This is a genomic window from Nocardia elegans NBRC 108235 (genome assembly GCF_001612845.1).
Classification (GTDB): Bacteria; Actinomycetota; Actinomycetes; order Mycobacteriales; family Mycobacteriaceae; genus Nocardia; species Nocardia nova.
Genome location: NZ_BDBF01000075.1, coordinates 1 through 16,533, shown reverse-complemented (window position 1 = coordinate 16,533; position 16,533 = coordinate 1). Strand labels below are relative to the sequence as shown.

Below are 16,533 nucleotides of genomic sequence, written 5' to 3'. Positions count from 1 at the left end.
GGATGTATTCCTTATTCCTGCGGTTGCTGTTCCTGGTGCCGCCCGAGCGTATCCATCACCTCGTGTTCACCGTCATCCGGCTCACGACCGCTTTCCCGCCCACACGATGGCTGGCCCGTAAACTCACCGCGGCCGGCGATCCGATCCTCTCCACCACCGTCTTCGGCGTCCACTTCCCGGCGCCGCTCGGGTTGGCGGCCGGGTTCGACAAGAACGCCGCCGGTGTGAACGCTTGGGGCGCACTGGGTTTCGGGTTCGCCGAGATCGGCACCGTCACCGCGCAGGCGCAGCCGGGCAATCCGGCGCCGCGACTGTTCCGGTTGCCGGCCGACCACGCGCTGATCAACCGGATGGGCTTCAACAACCACGGGGCCGCCGCCGCCGCGGGACGGCTGGCCGCACGCCGGAGCGGTGGCGTGCCGATCGGCGCCAACATCGGCAAGACCAAGGTCGTGGAGCCCGAACACGCCGCCGAGGACTACGCGCTCAGCGCGCGGCTGCTGGGCCCGCTCGCGGACTTCGTCGTGGTCAACGTCAGCTCACCCAACACCCCGGGGCTGCGCGATCTGCAGGCCGTGGAATCGCTGCGCCCGCTGCTGCGCGCGGTGCTCGACAGCGTCGCGGCCGGCGCCGAACCCAAACCGGTCCTGGTCAAGATCGCCCCCGACCTGTCCGACGAGGACATCGACGCGGTCGCCGACCTGGCCGTCGAACTCGGGCTCGCCGGAATCGTGGCCACCAACACCACCATTCGCCGCGACGGACTGGCCACCCCGGCCGCCGAGGTCGCCGCGATGGGCGCGGGCGGGCTGTCCGGCCCGCCGGTCGCCGACCGCTCGCTCGAGGTGCTGCGCCGCCTCTACGCCCGCGTCGGAGACCGGCTGGTGCTGATCTCGGTCGGCGGCATCGAGAACGCCGATCAGGCCTACGAGCGCATTCTCGCGGGAGCCTCGCTGCTGCAGGGCTACACCGGGTTCATCTACGGCGGGCCGTTCTGGACGCGCTCGGTGCACCGCGGCATCGCCGCCCGCCTGCGCGCGGACGGATACCGCAGCCTCGCCGAGGCCGTGGGCGCCGCCCACACCGCCCGCGCCTGAGCGCGGCGCACCCCACCCGCTCGCCGATCACTCTGCTGCGGCCGGTTTCCGGTGCGCCGAGCCGGTTGCTACCGGCCGGAACAGCCCCCCGAATGTCCGATTTCACGTTTAGGATGGGTGATCCGCATCACGTCCCAGACGTGATGTTCGTGCACTGACCGGGAACAAGGGATATGACCACAGCAGAGATCGGCTACACCCACCACACCGGCGCCACGGTCCGCACCGTGCCCGAGGCCTTCCAGCAGACAGCGACACTACGCCCGAATCAGGTCGCGTTGCGGACCGTCGGCGGTACCCAGCAGATCACCTGGGCCGACTACGCGCGCCGCGTGCGCGCGATCGCGGCCGGGCTGGCGAAACTCGGTGTCGCGCACGGTGACACGGTCGGGATCATGCTCACCAACCGGCCGGAGTTCAATCTGGTCGACACCGCGATCCTGCATCTGGGCGCCACCCCGTTCTCGGTGTACAACACCAGCTCTCCCGAACAGATCGCGCACGTGTTCGGCAACGCCGAGAACGGCGTGGTCGTCACCGAACAGGCGTTCCTGGCGCCGATCACCGCCTCCGGGGTGAAACTCGAGCACGTGATCGTCGTCGACGGCGCCGCACCCGAGGGCGGGCTGACCCTCGATCAGGTCGAGAACGATCCCGCCGAGGATTTCGATTTCGACGCCGCCTGGCAGGCGGTGCGGCCCGACGATCTGGCCACCCTGATCTACACCTCCGGCACCACCGGGCCGTCGAAGGGCGTGGAGATCACCCACGCCAATGTCGTCGCCCAGATCGTCGCGCTCACCAACGGCGCCCTCGTCGCCGATATCGAAGCCCGGGCGGTGTCGTACCTGCCGGCCGCCCATGTCGCCGACCGCATCTCCGGGCACTGCCTGAACCTGTTCACCGGCGTCACCATCACCTGCGTGCCGGATCCGCGCGAGATCGCCGCCGCCCTGCCCGATGCCCGGCCGACCTTCTTCTTCGGCGTGCCGCGGGTGTGGCAGAAGATCAAGGCCGGTGTCGACGCGGCGATCGCCACCGAATCCAGCGCGGTCAAGAAGGCGCTGGCGCAGTGGGCGATCGGCGTCGGCGTGGCCACCGCCCGGGCGCGACTGGCCGGCGGCAACGGCGGCCCGCTGCTGGCCGTCCAGCACAAACTCGCCGATGCGCTGGTGTTGTCGAAGCTGCGCGCCACCCTCGGCCTGGACGAGTTGAAGGTCGCCTCCTCGGGCGCGGCCGCGATCCCGCCCGAGACGCTGGAATTCCTGCTCGGGCTGGGCTTCACGGTCAGCGAGGTGTGGGGCATGTCGGAGACCACCGGCGTCGGCACCTTCACCGAACTCGAGAAGCCGCGCCCCGGATCGGTGGGCCGGGCCGTCGACGGGGTGGAGATCCGCCTCGACAGCGACGGCGAACTGCTCATCCGCGGCGGCATCGTCAGCCACGGCTACCGCAAGATGCCCGAGAAGACCAGTGAGGCCATCGACTCCGACGGCTGGCTGCACACCGGCGATATCGCGACCATCGACGGCGACGGCTATGTCACCATCGTGGACCGCAAGAAGGAATTGATCATCACAGAGGCGGGAAAGAACATCTCCCCCACCAACATCGAGAATTCGGTGAAGGCCGCCTCGTCGCTGATCGGCCAGATCGTCGCCATCGGCGACTCCCGCCCGTACATCGCCGCGCTGGTCGTGCTCGACCCCGACACCGCCGCCGTGCGCGCGAAGGCGCTGGGCATCCCCGACGCCGATCTCGACGCCCTCGCCGCCCATCCGCAGATCCTCGAGGAGGTGCGCGCCGCGATCGTCGCCGGTAACGCCAAACTGTCGCGGGTGGAGCAGATCAAGCGTTTCCGCATCCTGGCGCGGGCCTGGGAGCCCGGCGGCGTGGAACTCACTCCCACGCTGAAGTTGAAGCGCTCGCCGATCGCCGCCGAGTACGCGGCCGACATCGCCGAGCTCTACACCGATCCGGTCCCTGAGGGAGTGCACAACCTCTAGTCGAATCGGTTCGGACACAGTCTGTTTCGTGTCGGCGGGGTCTTCGGCAGTTACCGAAGACCCCGCCGACACGTCGGGACTACTTCTGTTCGTAGGTGCCGACGAGCGTCGCGCGCGCGATGGCGTGGGAGAACAGGTTGAAACCCAGATACGCCGGGGTCGCGTCGGCGCCGACGCCCAGCGATTCGACGTCCACGGCGTGCACCACGATGAAGTAGCGGTGGTAGCCGTGTCCGGGCGGCGGACCGGCGCCGACGAATCCGGCGAAGCCGCCGTCGTTGCGCAACTGGATCGCCCCGCTCGGCAGGGCGCCGCCCTCGCTGCCCTCTCCGGCACTGCCCGCACCCGATTCCAGCGAGGTCACCGACGCCGGGATGTCGGCGACGGCCCAGTGCCAGAAGCCGGAGCCGGTCGGTGCGTCCGGGTCGTACACGGTGACCGCGAAACTCTTGGTCTCGGTCGGGAATCCGCTCCACGACAACTGCGGGGAGATATCTCGGCCGCCCGCCCCGAACACCCCGCTGACCTGTTCGTTACCCAGCGGCTGTCCGTCGGTGACATCGGTGGAGGTGAGCGTGAACTCGGGCAGCTGCGGCAACGCCGCATAGGGATTGTAGGAATAGTCGGGCACGAGGACCGTCCTTTCTGCTGGTCGAGCGGATCGTCAGCTGTGCAACAGGAAATGCTCCATGACGCGAGCGCCGAATTCCAGCGCCGACACCGGCACCCGCTCGTCCACGCCATGGAACAGTGCGGAGAAATCCAGTTCCGGCGGCAATTGCAGCGGCGCGAAGCCGAAACACCGGATTCCCAAGCGCGCGAACGCTTTCGCGTCCGTGCCGCCGGACAGCATGTAGGGCACGGTGCGGCCGTTCGGGTCGTGGGCCAGGATCGCGTCGTTCATCGCGTCGACCAGATGCCCGTCGAACGTTGTCTCATAGGAGTCGAGTTTGGTGATCCACTCGCGTTCCACGTCCGGGCCGATCAGCTCGTCGACCTCTCGTTCGAAGGCCGCCTGCCGGCCCGGCACCACCCGGCAGTCCACCGTCGCCTCGGCGGTCTGCGGAATCACATTCGCCTTGTACCCGGCGCGCAGCATGGTCGGGTTGGCGGTATCGCGCAAGGTCGCGCCGATGATGCGCGAGATGGTGCCCAGTTTCGCGAGCTGACCTTCGAGATCCGGGCTGTCCGGATCGAAGTCGATGCCGGTCTCCTCGCTGACCGCGGCCAGGAATTCGGCCACCGAATCCGACAGCACCAGCGGGAACGTGTGCTTACCCAGCCGCGCCACCGCCTCGGCCAGAATCGTGACCGCGTTGTCGTCGTGCAGGAACGAACCGTGGCCCGCGCGGGCCTTGGCGCGCAATCGCATCCAGCCCAGGCCCTTTTCGGCGGTCTCCACCAGATACAGCCGCCGCTCGGTGCCGTCACGGCGCGGCACGGTCAGCGAGAAGCCGCCGACCTCGCCGACCGCCTCGGTGACCCCCTCGAACAGATCCGGCCGGTTGTCGGCCAGCCATTGCGAACCCCACTTGCCGCCGTTCTCCTCGTCGGCGAGGAACGCGAACACCAGATCGCGCGGTGGCACCGTGCCTTCGATCTTGAACTGGCGGGCCACCGCCAGCATCATGCCGACCATATCCTTCATATCGATCGCGCCGCGGCCCCATACGTAGCCGTCGCGGATCGCACCCGAGAACGGATGCACACTCCAGTCCGCGGCCTCGGCCGGCACCACGTCCAGATGGCCGTGGATCATCAGCGCGCCACGACCGGGATCGGCTCCGGGCAAGCGCGCGAACACATTTCCGCGTCCCGGCGCTCCCGACTCCACGTATTCGGTGGTGTAACCGGCCTGCTGCAACTGGTCGGCCACCCACTGCGCACATTCGCGTTCACCCTTGGTGGTTTCCAGCACCCCGGTATTGGAGGTGTCGAAGCGAATCAGCGTGCTGACCAATTCGACCACTTCGGCTTCCGCCCGGGAGCGGGACTCGCGCTGTACACCTGTCACGCCCCTTTCCTACCACGCGCCGCGCCGGGGCGAATGACGCCCGACCCGGCCGGGCCCGCGGAACCCCGCATCGACGTGCGCCTCGGCACGCTCACATCGCAGCGGGGTCCCGGCGCCTGCTCGGGCAACGTCGACCGCCTTGTGATCTCGCTGATCGAATTGTCCGGCCGGGGCGTCGCCGGAGATCGGCGGCGTGCCCCCGACGGTGCCGTCGGCTCGGCGAGATTCTTCACATATCGGGCGCGCGGATTCCGGTAGTGACACTTATCATTCCGGCATGCGCCGTCGTAGGTGGCTTCGGGCCGCGGTGTGCTCGATCGTGTTGATCGCCTGTGGCTGCGTCGGCGCGGTGGAACGCGACGCCTTCGAGCAGCAGATCCGCGCTCGCGGGGGTGGCCTGGTGGACGGCCTGCCCGCCGCGGCATTCGAGGCGGTGCGAAACCGGCTGGGCACCGGTGACATTCAGGCCGGCGTCGTGATGTTCGTCGCTCCAGAGTCGACGCAGTTCCGCCTGGTCCTGGCCGATCAGCCCGAGCAGGTGACCCGATTCCTGGCCGACCACGACGATCTGAGCACCCGCGAACCGGTCGTCCACCTGCGCGTCCGAAGTCCGCAGCGCCCACGCGAACTCGACGACTACTCCTATCGCCTCGGGGCCGTGAGCGCACCGCGGCCGGTGCGCGTCTCGGCCTTCGACGACCTGGACGGCGAATGCTTCTCCCTCCGCGACGTACCCGGCCTCACCCGGCTCGAGTCGATCGTCGACACCGCCCGCGCCCGCAGTGGCCTCGCCGACGGTGTCGTTCCGGTGATCGTCGTGAGCCGATTCGGGCGCGACATCCGCATCGTTGCCGACGTGACCTCCGCGCGGTCGGACATGATCGCCGAATTCGATTCCGCCGGTTCGTTTCTCCGTATCCGGCAGGTGTGAACAGTGGCCAGAGCGATCGTTTCCGCACTCGGCGCCGGCGTCAGCGCCGGAAGTATCGTCAGCTTCGTCCTGCCACTGGCGATCTGGCCCGGGGAGGCCCGGCTCACCGCGCCGCTGTTCTGCCGGGCCCCCTACCCGGATCCGATGGTGGTGTCGGACACCTTCCACGATTCCGAGGGCACGTCGGTGAACTACACGCTCTACTGCGTGAGCGAACGCGGCGCCCTGACCGACGAAGGGTTCGTGTTGCCGTTCCTGACGCTGTTCGCGGCGCATATCGTCCTGATCACCGCCGTCGTCCTGGTGGCGGTGCTGTGGACGCGCAAGCCGTCGGCGGACACGCCGGCCGCGACCGGCGCCGTGGAGCTGTGACGCCCCAGCGGCGCGGTCCACGCCGACGCGCTAACCCGTCGTAACGGCGGCGCCGGCCGGTTCGGGCAGCTGTCCGACCGGTGTCCCCGTCGCGTTCTCCCGCCAGCCCGGCGGGCCGAAGACATAGCCCAGTCGCCCCCGCCAGGTGCGGGCGTGGCGCACGTCGCGCACGAGCGCCGCGAATTCGTGGTAATTGACCTTCAGCGGATTCCCGGTGCCGATGTCATGGGTGAGCCCGTAGCGGATGGGTTCGGATTCGGCGGCGAAACTGCCGAACATGCGATCCCACACGATGAACACACCGCTGTAGTTGGTATCGAGGTAGGGCTGGTTGGAACCGTGGTGCACGCGGTGATGGGCCGGGGTGTTGAAGACGAATTCGACCGGCCGCCACAGGGTTCGGACGCGCTGGGTGTGGATCGGGAATTGATAGAGCAGCCCGAGGGTGTTGAGCAGGAAGATCATCCACGCGGGGAAGCCCAGCAGTGCGGCCGGCACCCACGCCAGGCTGCGCGTCATCGAGGCGATCGGGTTGAGCCAGGGCAACCGGATCGCGGTCGTGAGATTGAAGTGGGTGCTGGAGTGGTGCACCGAATGAGCCGTCCACAGCAACCGGATTCGATGATCGGCCCGATGCGCCCAGTAGTAGCAGAAGTCGGTGACCACCAGTCCCAGCAGCCACACCCACCAGTCGCGCGGTGACAGGTGCAGGGGTGTCCACGAGGCCGCCAGCACGATGGTGGAGAACGGCAGCACGTATTGCAGCAGCGGCTTGGTGAGCTGGCCGATCGCATAGGTGGCCCAGTTGGTGGCCGCCTCACGTCCGTATCGCCCGCTGGGTGCGCGGTCGGGATCGCGGCGCGCGTCCCACCACTCCACGACCATCATGGCGATGAAGGCCGGCACCGCGTACAGCGCCAGGTCCGCATTGTTCATCCGAACTCCTGTCCGATCCGTGATCCGGCCGCCCGCGGGAACCGAGGTGTCCCCGCGCGCGGCGTGCCACAGCGACGGTAATGTCGCCGACCAGCCGGAACATCGGGCCCGAGAGGGATTGCCGATCCCCCGGCCGAGGGACTCGCCGTCCCGGTCCGCGCCGGTATCGTCGCGGTGTGTTGTGGGAGCGAGCGGTGTCGCCGAGCCCGTGGGCGCTGCTGCGGCGCACTCCACGGCGGCCGGGTACAGAGAGCGCGGCTGAGTCGCCTGGCGGTGAACTGCGTGCGGTTCGCCGGTCGCTGACCAGGCAGTCGGTGGCGGTCGCAGTGGTCGCGGCCGTGGTGGACGCGGTCGTCTTCACACTCTCCGGCATCTTCGCCATTGCACCCGGCCCGGCCGCCGCGGTCCTGGTGGCCATCGTGGCGGCCGATCTGGCCTTCGCGGCGCCACCGGCGACGGCGGCGGTCGTCGCGGTCGTCCAGGTCGGGATCCGGCTGGCGGTCACCGTGTTGCTGCACCGGCACGGGCTGCCCGTGCGGGTGGCCGACGTCGGCTTCCTCGTGGCCGGCTATCGGGCGGGTGCCTGGTTGTCGGGCCGGGCCTCACTGGTCACAGTGCCCGTCCTGGTGCTGGGGGCGTGCGGTGCGCCGCTGATCGCGGGCGGGGTGCCTGCGGCGGACTGGCGACTGCTGCTCACATCGTCGATCTCCGGTGGCGTCGTGCCGTGGCTGGTCGGCCGCTACACCGCAGGTCGCGGCGCCTATATCGCGGAACTGGAGCAGCGCGAACGGCTCGCCCGCCAGCAGCAGCGGACCGCGCTGGAACGGGCGCTGACCGACGAACGCGAAGCGATCGCCCGCGACCTGCACGACGTCATCTCCCATCACGTGAGCGCGATCGGCATCCATGCGGGCGCGGCGCGTCTGGCGCTGCACGGAAGCGGCGCCGCCACCGCTGCGGCGACGCGCTCGCTGTCGGCGGTGGAATCGGAGAGCCGCGCCGCGATGGTGGATCTGCGCCGTCAGCTGGATCTGCTGCACGGCCGCGAGGACGCCGCCCGCCAGCCCGGTATGGCCGATATCGACGATCTGGTCGACCGCGTGCGCGGCGCCGGCCTGGATCTGACCGTCGCCACCACCGGCGCCGAACTACCCCGTTCGCTCGACATCACCGTCTACCGGATCGTCCAGGAGCTGCTCACCAACGCCCTGCGCCACGGCGCCGGCAGCGCGCGGCTGACGGTCCGCAACGACGGTACCGGGGTTGAGATCGAACAGTCCAATCCGCTTGCCGGCGAAGAGGATTCGAACGTATCCGTACCTTGCGCACCGGCGGGACCACTCGGTTCGGCAGCGACTCCGCACGGGCCAGATGCGGTCCGCTTCCCGGCGGCTGAGCGTGCGACCGTCCGCGCCACCGCGCCGGCCGGGGCCAGGTTCCGTTCCGGCCGGCGAACGCCGTCGCGAGAACGCGCGACCGTCGCCCGGCCGGGTGGTGCCGCGCCGGAAGCGACCACAGGCGTGCACCGGGGACTCGACGGCATCCGCCGGCGCGCGGAGCTGTTCGGCGGCAGCGTGGACCACGACGTCGCCGACGGTCACTGGCGGGTTCTCGTCCGGCTCCCGGGCGGGCGGTCGTGACGGGCACGGTCCGGGTCCTCATCGCCGACGACCACGCGATGTTCCGATCCGGACTGCGGGCCGTCCTCGATGCGGCCGCGGACCTCGAATGCGTCGGCGAGGCGGGCGACGGTCGCACCGCCATCGCCGATACCGCACGGCTGCGACCCGATGTGGCGATCCTCGACATCCGGATGCCGAAACTCGACGGTCTGGCAGCCACGGAGGCCATCGTGGCCGCCGGTGGTACCCGGGTGCTGGTCCTGACCACCTACGACAGCGAGGCGAGCCTCGCGCGCGCCCTGCAGGCCGGTGCCAGCGGCTTCCTGCTCAAGACGCTGCCACCGGAGGAGCTGATCGCGGCGATCCGCGTGGCGGTGCGCGGTGACGCGATCATCGACCCGTCGATGACCCGCCGGCTGGCCGCTCGGCTGGCCGATACGCTGGCCCCGGCGCCACCGCCCGATCACGCCCTGACCGCCCGGGAACAGCAGGTTCTCCTCCTGCTCGCCGACGCCCGCAGCAACAGCGAAATCGCCGCCGCTCTGGGGGTCGGCGAGGAGACCGTGAAGACCCACGTTTCCCGGATTCTGGCGAAACTTCAAGTGCGCGACCGCATTCAGGCCGTCGTGTACGCCTACCGGCACGGCCTGGTGCGATCGCCCGGCCGCTAGCCGTCCGCCGGGCACCCCGACGACGTGGGCGAATCGTGGCAAATTTCCCGCATCTCGGGTATCCGAACCCCCGCCACCACCGCCGAACCGGGATTATCCTCGCGGTGTGTCGACCCATCACCGGGCTGCCGGTGATGTTCAATCGGTGCCGTTGAGGTTCCAGCGAACGAGTGAAAGGTTAGAGACATGGCACTTCCCACCATGACCGCCGAGCAACGCTCCGAAGCGCTGGCCAAGGCGGCCGCGGTCCGTAAGGCGCGGTCGGAACTGATCGAGCAGATTCGCAAGGGCTCGGTCTCGTTGGCCCAGGTGCTCGAGCGTGCCGACAAAGAGGACCTGGTCAAGAAGACAAAGGTCGCCGCGGTCATCAAGGCTCTGCCCGGCATCGGGCCGGTCAAGGCGGCAAAGCTGATGGACGAAGCCGATATTCCGGTCGACCGCCGTATCGGCGGCCTGGGGTCCCGTCAGCGTGCCGCACTGCTCGAGGCGTTGACGAACTAGCCCTCCCGAAGGCGGCGCTCAGCAGTCACCCGCGAGTCCGGGACCTGCACGGACACCCGTGATTTGGACCTCGCGGAGAGATCCGTTAACCTTGCTGAGCACCACCGGTCCGGGTGGCGGAATGGCAGACGCGCTAGCTTGAGGTGCTAGTGCCCTATTAACGGGCGTGGGGGTTCAAGTCCCCCTCCGGACACTGTGTGTAACTCGAAGTTACAGATAACCCCCGGCTTCGGCCGGGGGTTATCTGTTTCCCGAATTCTATCGCGTCGGCTCGGTGCCGTCGGAGCGTTCGCTCACATCGGGCAGATCCGCGACCGCCGCTGTCACGGTCGGGTACAGCCCGACCGGCGTCGCGCCTGCTTCGGCGGTGCCCAACGCGTCACCGAACTGGCCGATCGAGCGGGCGATCCGGAAATCGATGTGGCGCCGCGGGCGGCCTTGCCGTAGATTCCGCCCAGCCGCCGCGTCCACACCCGATACAGTCGCCGCAGCGCCGCGAAGTCGACCAACTCGATCACCGCCGCGATCACCACACCCGCCAGCGTCGCCTCGGGCAGGTTCTCGAACAGGCCGGTGAGGAACAGCAGGGTCAGCACCGTCAGCGCCGCCACCACCAATCCGCTGCCCTGTGATTTGGCCCCTGCCGAGCCGTTCACGGCGGTTTTGGACAGACTTCCGTTCACGACCATGCCCGACGCCAGCCCGGCGCCCAGATTCGCCGCTCCCAGGCCGGGCAGTTCGCGGTGGGCGTCGATCTGGTAACCCGCTTTGGCCGCATAGGTTTTCGCCGCACCGAGGCCCTCGGCGAAGCCGATCAGCAGGACGCCGACCGCGGGGCCCAGCAGATCGATGTAGTCGCTGACATCGAGGCCGTCCGGAAGTCCCAGCGCCGGCAGACCGGAATCGATGTGGCCGACGATGGCGACTCCGCGCTCGTCCAGGTCGAACACCGCGACCGCGCCGATCCCGGCCAGCACGGCCAGCAACGAACCGGGTACCAGCGGCAGCCATCGCTTCACCACCAGCACGATCGCCGGACTCGCGAAACCGACCACCACGGTCCGCCACTGCGCATCGCCGAGATGGCGCAGCACTCCCCACGCCTGTTCGAAGAAATTGCCCGCGTGCTTGGGGATGCCGAGCGGTTTCGGCACCTGTCCTCCACCCGTCCGCAGGACCGGTCTCTCGATCACCGACCGTCGTTGCCGCTCGGCAGCGACGCTGACGGCGGTGGCGGCGGGTGCGCGTCACATGTCGCGGGTGAGTTCGTGGTCGGCGCTCACACCTTCTTGCCGACCGCGCCGTAGAGCGAGACCTTCTTGTCGTGGTCGGCGGGATGTTCGATGCCCTCCTGCCGCCACCGGTGAATGACCTCCACACCCGGCTCGACGAGTTCGAGGCCGTCGAAGAAGCGGGCGACCTCGTCACGGCTGCGCGGGCGCACCGGAATGCCCTGATCCGAATACACCTGCAGCAGGCGGCCCATTCCGTCGGGATCGTTGGCGCCGTTGTCGAAATCCGTGGTGACATGGCTCATCGCGAGATACGAACCGGGGGCCAGCGCATCCATCAGCGTGTTCACCATGGCGTAGACGTCACCGGGCACGAAGTGGACCACCGCCATCAGCGAAATCGCCACCGGCTGCGACAGATCCAGCGTGTCGCGCAGTTCGCGGGAGCCGAGGATCGCCTCGGGATCCGCGGCGTCGGCCTGCACATAGGTGGTGCGGCCTTCGGGTGCGCTCACCAGCAACGCCCGTGCGTGCGCGAGCACGATCGGATCGTTGTCGACGTACACCACCCTCGACTCGCACGCGTGTTCCTGCGCGACCTGATGCAGATTGGGTTCGGTCGGAATCCCGGTGCCGATGTCCAGGAACTGGCGCACGCCTTGCTCGGCGAGATAGCGCGTCGCCGTGCGCATGAATTCGCGGTTGGTGCGCGCGGTCAGACGGACCGCCGGAAAGTTCGCGAGAGCGGTCTCGGCGGCGCGGCGGTCGGCCTCGTAATGGTCCTTGCCGCCGAGAAAGTAGTCGTACATGCGGGCTGGGTGTGCCACATCGGTGCGCAGGTCGACCGGATGATCGGACACGGAAGGCTCCTCGCGGGTTGGGAACGTATCGCCGATATATGGCGCATACGTTCCAATTCGGCAGGGGGCGGCGCAATTCGCGCCGCGATCAGGCCGGGGCGGAGTCGTCGGGCGGCAGCCGGGGCGACCGGGGATCGGGCGCGGCGTCGTGCGCGGGGCCGATACGCGGATCGGCGAAGATCTCGGCCGCATCCGAGACCGCCGCTGCCCGCGTCGCGGCCGCATCGCTCACCCGCAGGGCATACAGGTGTTGGTCCGGGTCCACCGCGACGAGGCCGTAATCGAGGTCGACCTCGGCCTCGGTGAGGTGCAATTCGCGCAGCGCCGCCGCCAGGGTGGCGTCGCTGGAGAGCCGGACGGTGAGCAGCGGCATGGTTCCACGCTACGCGCGGATCTCGGTGTTCTTCAGCTCCGCCAGCAGCGCGGCGGCGTTCACCACACCGAATCCGTAGTCGTAGTCGAACCCGCCGGGCTGCGCGGTTGCGGTGCGCCGCAACAGGTCTCGCAACTGGGCCGGTGCCAGTTTGCTCGCCGGATAGACCGTGCGGATCGCCGCGACCAGTCCGGCGGCGGCCGGGCAGGCCGCCGACGTTCCCGTATCGGGCTCTTTCGCGCCGAATACCGTCGACCCGAGGAAGTGGGTGTAGCTGCAGATGTCGGGTTTGCGGTCGGACAACCGGCCCGGCCCCTGCGAGGAGTAGCCGACGCGCTGTCCCTTGGTGTCGACTCCGCCGATGCTCAGCACGCTCGGATGCGAATTGGCGCCGCCGATCGGCCGATCCTGGTACGCGCACCGCGAATCGGGACAGTCACGACCGCAATTGCCCGCGGCGAACAGAATGTCGGCGCCGGCCGCTTCCAGCGAACCGACGATCACGTTGAATGGATGCGACGGGTTGTCGGAGTAGTTGCCCGGCTGCCCCACCGGGAAGTCCCAGTCCGGTGAGAACGCGCCCCAGCTGTTGCTGATCACCAGTGTGCGGGTGGCCTCCGGCTGGTCGGTGAGCACGGTGCGCAGATGGGCGTAGGCGGCCAGCGCATCCGACAGCAGCCCGTCCATCGTGGAGCCGCCGCGAGTCTTGCTCTGCAGCACCGGAATATCGAGCAGCGTGGCGTTCGGCGCGCCGATCAGAGTGTCGAACGCGCACATCGATCCGTGGTCGACCGGGAACTGTCCGGCCGTGCCGCTCACCCCCGGCGGATTCCAGCTGCGCGCGGCGTCGACGGTCACCGGGCCGCCGCGGGCCTGCTCGACGCGGGCGGCGTTGATTCCGGTGTCGACGATCGCGACCGCGACCGATTTCCCGTCCATTCCCCCGGCGGCCAGATCGCCGGTGTGCAACAGGGTTTGCACGTCGTGCCAGGTGCCGACCGCCGGATCGCCGCCGCAGGTGAGGTTCGTCTCGATTCTCGGGTCGGCGAAAACGCCTGCCACGCCGCGGGTTCCGGTCAGTCGTGCCACCGTGGCGTCGAGGTCGCTGTCGGGGATCTGGCCGCGCACCACCACGGAACCCGCGCCGGCTCGGTCGGCGGCGACGGTATCCGGGACGGACAGCGGGGCGAAGTCGTGGTCGAGGTCGAACCCGGGCAAATCGCCGGCGACATCGGCCGGGGCGACCGAGACGGCCGGATCGGCAACTGCGGCAATCAGATCGGCGGAGGGACGGAGTTGGATGAGTGCGCGCATATCTGCCATCCTGCCGCCAATTGCCGCGAATTTCCCCCTATTGCGCGAACGGAGTGCTCACCCGGTCAGTGCGCGGCCCACACCACGTCCACGAGGGCCTGGACGGCCCGCCGGCAGTCGTCGCGGCTGTAGCCCAGCAGACGCACCTCGTCGGGATCCGGTTCGTAGGCCAGGGTGTTGCCGCGGCCCTGGATGATCGAGGCATCCGGCTGCAATCGGTGCTGCTCGTCGCGCTCGGTGATGGTCCGCCCGCCGCCCGCGGCGTCGACGAGCATCTGGAAGAACTCCCGATACGACAGGTTCTGGTCGCCGACGAGGTAGGCCGCACCGGGCTCACCCCGCACCAGTGCGCCCCGAATCGCCTGTGCGAGTGAGGCAGCGGACATGTAGTTGGTGCCGCCGGCGGGTGCGAAGTCGGGGATGTCGGGTTCGTTCCCCGCCGCCCAGGAGATCATCCGCCGATAGCGGCGAGCCGACGTTCCCGGCACCGCACCGATGATCGACGGTGGATTGAGGGTGCACGCGGCGAACGAGTCGTCGGCGAGCGCGCGGGCGCCCTCGTCGGCGGCTTTGCGGGCCGCGATATAGGGGTTGCGCTCGGCGAGGTCGGGGCGCAGCTGGTGGTAGTAGCTGCCGACCTGCACGAAGCGCGGCACGCCGGCGTGTTTGGCCAGGGCCGCGAAACGGGGTACGCCGACGCTCTGGGTTGTCTCCCAGAATCGCCGGGTGTCGTCCTCGGGAGTCATGTGCCGCACGTCCTGCCCTGCGGCGAACACGATGCCGTCGAAGCGTTCCAGTTGTGCCGGGGTGAAGGTGGGCACCGTGTAATCGCCCAGCAGCAGCGGAAAATCGGCGACCGGTGAATCGGCCGATATCGGGCCGCGGCCCGCGACGGTGACGTCGTCACCGTGCTCGCGCAGGTGCCGCGCGGCGTGCACGCCGACCATGCCGGTGCCACCGACGATCAAGTATCTTCACTTGCGGACATCTCTCGCTGAGTGGGAACAGGGGCGTGGCCGGTCGGTTCCGGTCGCTCGTCAGCGCGGCCGGGGAACCCGTTTGTCGATGAACAGACCCTCCACCGACACGCAGAGGGTGCCGTCGGTGGTGTGGATCGCGCCGACCGAGTTGATCTTGCGGCCGTCCTCCGACACCATCCGGCCGCTGACCGTGAGCGGCTCGAACAAGGGGGTCGGACGGTGATACCGCACGTTCAGTTGCGCCGTCGCGCCGCTGCGGCCCGACCAGGCGTTCGCCACCCCGAGCGTGTGGTCGAGCAGCAGCGCGGCCACTCCCCCGTGCACATGTCCCGGCGGTCCCTGATACGGAAGCGTCAGGTTCACGACACCGTCCACCGACCCGTCCGCACGGCCGGTCAGTGCGAGGGGCGCTGCGATCGCGTTCTCCGGACCGGTGACCGGATCGTGCCGGGTCACACCCTCCCCGCGCCACATGTCGATCAGCCGTTCAGCGACCACCGGGGCATGCTGCTCGAGGTGGTCGGCGATGTTGTCGAGCTCCTCGGCCACCCGGTCCAGATTCGCGTTGGTCCGGTCGGTGCGCAGCAGGGCGTCGATCACCCGCCGCGCGGCGGCTGTCGCGCGGTCGACCGGGACGTCCCGCAGTTTCGAGGTCAGGACGATGTCGGCAGGTGAATTGTTCACTGTGGGAACGCTTTCCGGTTCCGGATCGGCCGACGTCATCGCATCCATCGTGGTTTCTCCTCTGCCGTTCGCGGTTGTCGCGATACGTCGTTCGCACGTTAGCGGTGTCGACCGGTCGGATGTCCGGCGAGGTCCCACCCACCGGAAAGCTCTGTTCCCGCGTCGGGTCGAGCGGCGAGGATGGGGGTGTGGAATCCGCGGACCGACTTGCCATCACCACACTCCCGGCGAGATATGCGCGCGCCGCCGACCGCCGGGACAGTGCGGCGCTCACAGCGCTGTTCACTCCGGATGCGGTCCTCGTGTTACCACCCGTGCTGAACGGGACGGAGCAAGCCGTGGAGCTGGTGGGCAGGCAGCGCGTGGTGGCCTCGGTGGTGGACGCGGTGTCACGTTTCGTGCTCACCCGCCACGTCGTGGAACAGCATGTGCTCGAGCCGGTTTCGCGCGACCGTGTGCACGGTGAGGTCTACTGCACGGCACACCACATCTCGCGGCGCGCGGACGGCTACCGGGACCGGCGGGTCGCCATCCGCTATCAGGACACCTTCGTCCGCATCGGCGAGAACTGGTTGTTCTCCCGTCGGGAACTGGTGGTCGACTTCATCGAGGACGTCGCGGTTCGCGTTCCGGGCGTCTCCGGCGCCGAGAACGCGGGTCCGGCCTAGGGCTTGTATCGAAGTGAAGTGAGGGGTGGTGCCGCGTAGCGGCACCACCCCTCACTTGGTTAGCAGCGGAACATGTTGGCCGCGTTGGCATATGGGCGAGGTCTCCAGTAGATCGGTTTAACGACCAAGAAAAACCGGAGACCGACCGGAGACCTCGTGAATCTCCTATGTCAAGCGGCCGCCGTTTGGCAAGTCGAGGGTGAGGGGTGTTGTCGAAGTCGGTGGTAGACGACGTCCGCGAGGTGGCGTTTGAGGACCCTGAGTGCTTCGCT

Annotated in this window: 16 protein-coding genes, 1 tRNA gene and 1 pseudogene; 9 read left to right on the top strand and 9 right to left on the bottom strand. The window is 68.8% G+C overall.

Going from position 1 to position 16,533, the window contains the following annotated elements; genetic code table 11:
- Window positions 1-2: 2 nt before the first annotated feature.
- Together NE2_RS32490 and NE2_RS32485 are read left to right on the top strand one after the other, a co-directional pair.
- Window positions 3-1,097: a quinone-dependent dihydroorotate dehydrogenase gene (locus NE2_RS32490; RefSeq protein ID WP_063032314.1), complete on the top strand. Its 1,095-nt coding sequence runs from the start codon at window positions 3-5 to the stop codon at window positions 1,095-1,097.
- A 173-nt stretch (window positions 1,098-1,270) separates the two neighbouring features.
- Window positions 1,271-3,103: an AMP-dependent synthetase/ligase gene (locus NE2_RS32485; RefSeq protein ID WP_063032312.1), complete on the top strand. Its 1,833-nt coding sequence runs from the start codon at window positions 1,271-1,273 to the stop codon at window positions 3,101-3,103.
- A gap of 79 nt (window positions 3,104-3,182) precedes the next feature.
- On the opposite strand, the gene NE2_RS32480 is transcribed toward NE2_RS32485, so the two are convergent.
- Both NE2_RS32480 and NE2_RS32475 read right to left on the bottom strand, forming a co-directional pair.
- A complete protein-coding gene (locus NE2_RS32480; protein ID WP_063032310.1) occupies window positions 3,183-3,734 on the bottom strand; it encodes a YbhB/YbcL family Raf kinase inhibitor-like protein in 552 nt (183 codons plus the stop codon).
- A 33-nt stretch (window positions 3,735-3,767) separates the two neighbouring features.
- On the bottom strand, window positions 3,768-5,117 hold the full coding sequence (locus NE2_RS32475; RefSeq protein ID WP_063032308.1) for a M20/M25/M40 family metallo-hydrolase: 1,350 nt from the start codon (window positions 5,115-5,117) through the stop codon (window positions 3,768-3,770).
- Window positions 5,118-5,394: 277 nt separating this feature from the next.
- Between NE2_RS32475 and NE2_RS35325 the strand changes: the two genes are divergently transcribed.
- Together NE2_RS35325 and NE2_RS32460 are read left to right on the top strand one after the other, a co-directional pair.
- Window positions 5,395-6,048, top strand: a complete 654-nt coding sequence (locus NE2_RS35325; RefSeq protein ID WP_146165349.1) for a hypothetical protein — start codon at window positions 5,395-5,397, stop codon at window positions 6,046-6,048.
- A 3-nt stretch (window positions 6,049-6,051) separates the two neighbouring features.
- Window positions 6,052-6,420 carry a hypothetical protein gene (locus NE2_RS32460; protein WP_063032301.1) on the top strand — a complete coding sequence of 123 codons (369 nt, stop codon included), beginning with the start codon at window positions 6,052-6,054 and terminating at the stop codon, window positions 6,418-6,420.
- A gap of 30 nt (window positions 6,421-6,450) precedes the next feature.
- Here NE2_RS32460 and NE2_RS32455 read toward each other — a convergent pair whose 3' ends face one another.
- Complete coding sequence (locus tag NE2_RS32455; protein WP_063032299.1) at window positions 6,451-7,356, bottom strand: sterol desaturase family protein; 906 nt, start codon at window positions 7,354-7,356, stop codon at window positions 6,451-6,453.
- A gap of 176 nt (window positions 7,357-7,532) precedes the next feature.
- Here NE2_RS32455 and NE2_RS32450 point away from each other — a divergent pair, with 176 nt between their 5' ends.
- From NE2_RS32450 to NE2_RS32435, 4 genes are all read left to right on the top strand, one after another.
- Window positions 7,533-8,996 (top strand): sensor histidine kinase, encoded by a 1,464-nt coding sequence (locus tag NE2_RS32450; RefSeq protein ID WP_233429952.1) that lies wholly within the window; start codon window positions 7,533-7,535, stop codon window positions 8,994-8,996.
- Window positions 8,993-9,649, top strand: a complete 657-nt coding sequence (locus tag NE2_RS32445) for a response regulator (RefSeq protein WP_084494488.1) — start codon at window positions 8,993-8,995, stop codon at window positions 9,647-9,649. The genes NE2_RS32450 and NE2_RS32445 overlap by 4 nt, the downstream gene beginning before the upstream one ends.
- Window positions 9,650-9,835: 186 nt before the next feature.
- Window positions 9,836-10,150: an integration host factor, actinobacterial type gene (gene mihF, locus NE2_RS32440; RefSeq protein WP_030516894.1), complete on the top strand. Its 315-nt coding sequence runs from the start codon at window positions 9,836-9,838 to the stop codon at window positions 10,148-10,150.
- Between the two features lie 107 nt (window positions 10,151-10,257).
- Window positions 10,258-10,343 (top strand) — tRNA-Leu (locus tag NE2_RS32435).
- A gap of 235 nt (window positions 10,344-10,578) precedes the next feature.
- Here the strand turns inward: NE2_RS32435 and NE2_RS32430 are convergent.
- The 6 genes and pseudogenes from NE2_RS32430 to NE2_RS32405 all read right to left on the bottom strand — a co-directional run.
- Window positions 10,579-11,310 (bottom strand): annotated as a pseudogene (locus tag NE2_RS32430) (SulP family inorganic anion transporter); the annotation flags it as partial.
- Between the two features lie 119 nt (window positions 11,311-11,429).
- A complete protein-coding gene (locus NE2_RS32425; RefSeq protein ID WP_233429951.1) occupies window positions 11,430-12,242 on the bottom strand; it encodes an SAM-dependent methyltransferase in 813 nt (270 codons plus the stop codon).
- Between the two features lie 88 nt (window positions 12,243-12,330).
- A complete protein-coding gene (locus tag NE2_RS32420; protein ID WP_063833715.1) occupies window positions 12,331-12,615 on the bottom strand; it encodes a hypothetical protein in 285 nt (94 codons plus the stop codon).
- A gap of 9 nt (window positions 12,616-12,624) precedes the next feature.
- Window positions 12,625-13,929, bottom strand: coding sequence for a S8 family serine peptidase (locus tag NE2_RS32415; RefSeq protein WP_063032294.1), 1,305 nt, complete (start codon window positions 13,927-13,929; stop codon window positions 12,625-12,627).
- Window positions 13,930-13,994: 65 nt separating this feature from the next.
- Window positions 13,995-14,897: an NAD-dependent epimerase/dehydratase family protein gene (locus NE2_RS32410; RefSeq protein WP_267468828.1), complete on the bottom strand. Its 903-nt coding sequence runs from the start codon at window positions 14,895-14,897 to the stop codon at window positions 13,995-13,997.
- 69 nt (window positions 14,898-14,966) lie between these two features.
- Window positions 14,967-15,632, bottom strand: coding sequence for a PaaI family thioesterase (locus NE2_RS32405; protein WP_063032337.1), 666 nt, complete (start codon window positions 15,630-15,632; stop codon window positions 14,967-14,969).
- A gap of 149 nt (window positions 15,633-15,781) precedes the next feature.
- Between NE2_RS32405 and NE2_RS32400 the strand changes: the two genes are divergently transcribed.
- Window positions 15,782-16,261 (top strand): nuclear transport factor 2 family protein, encoded by a 480-nt coding sequence (locus NE2_RS32400; RefSeq protein ID WP_063032335.1) that lies wholly within the window; start codon window positions 15,782-15,784, stop codon window positions 16,259-16,261.
- Window positions 16,262-16,533 lie beyond the last annotated feature (272 nt).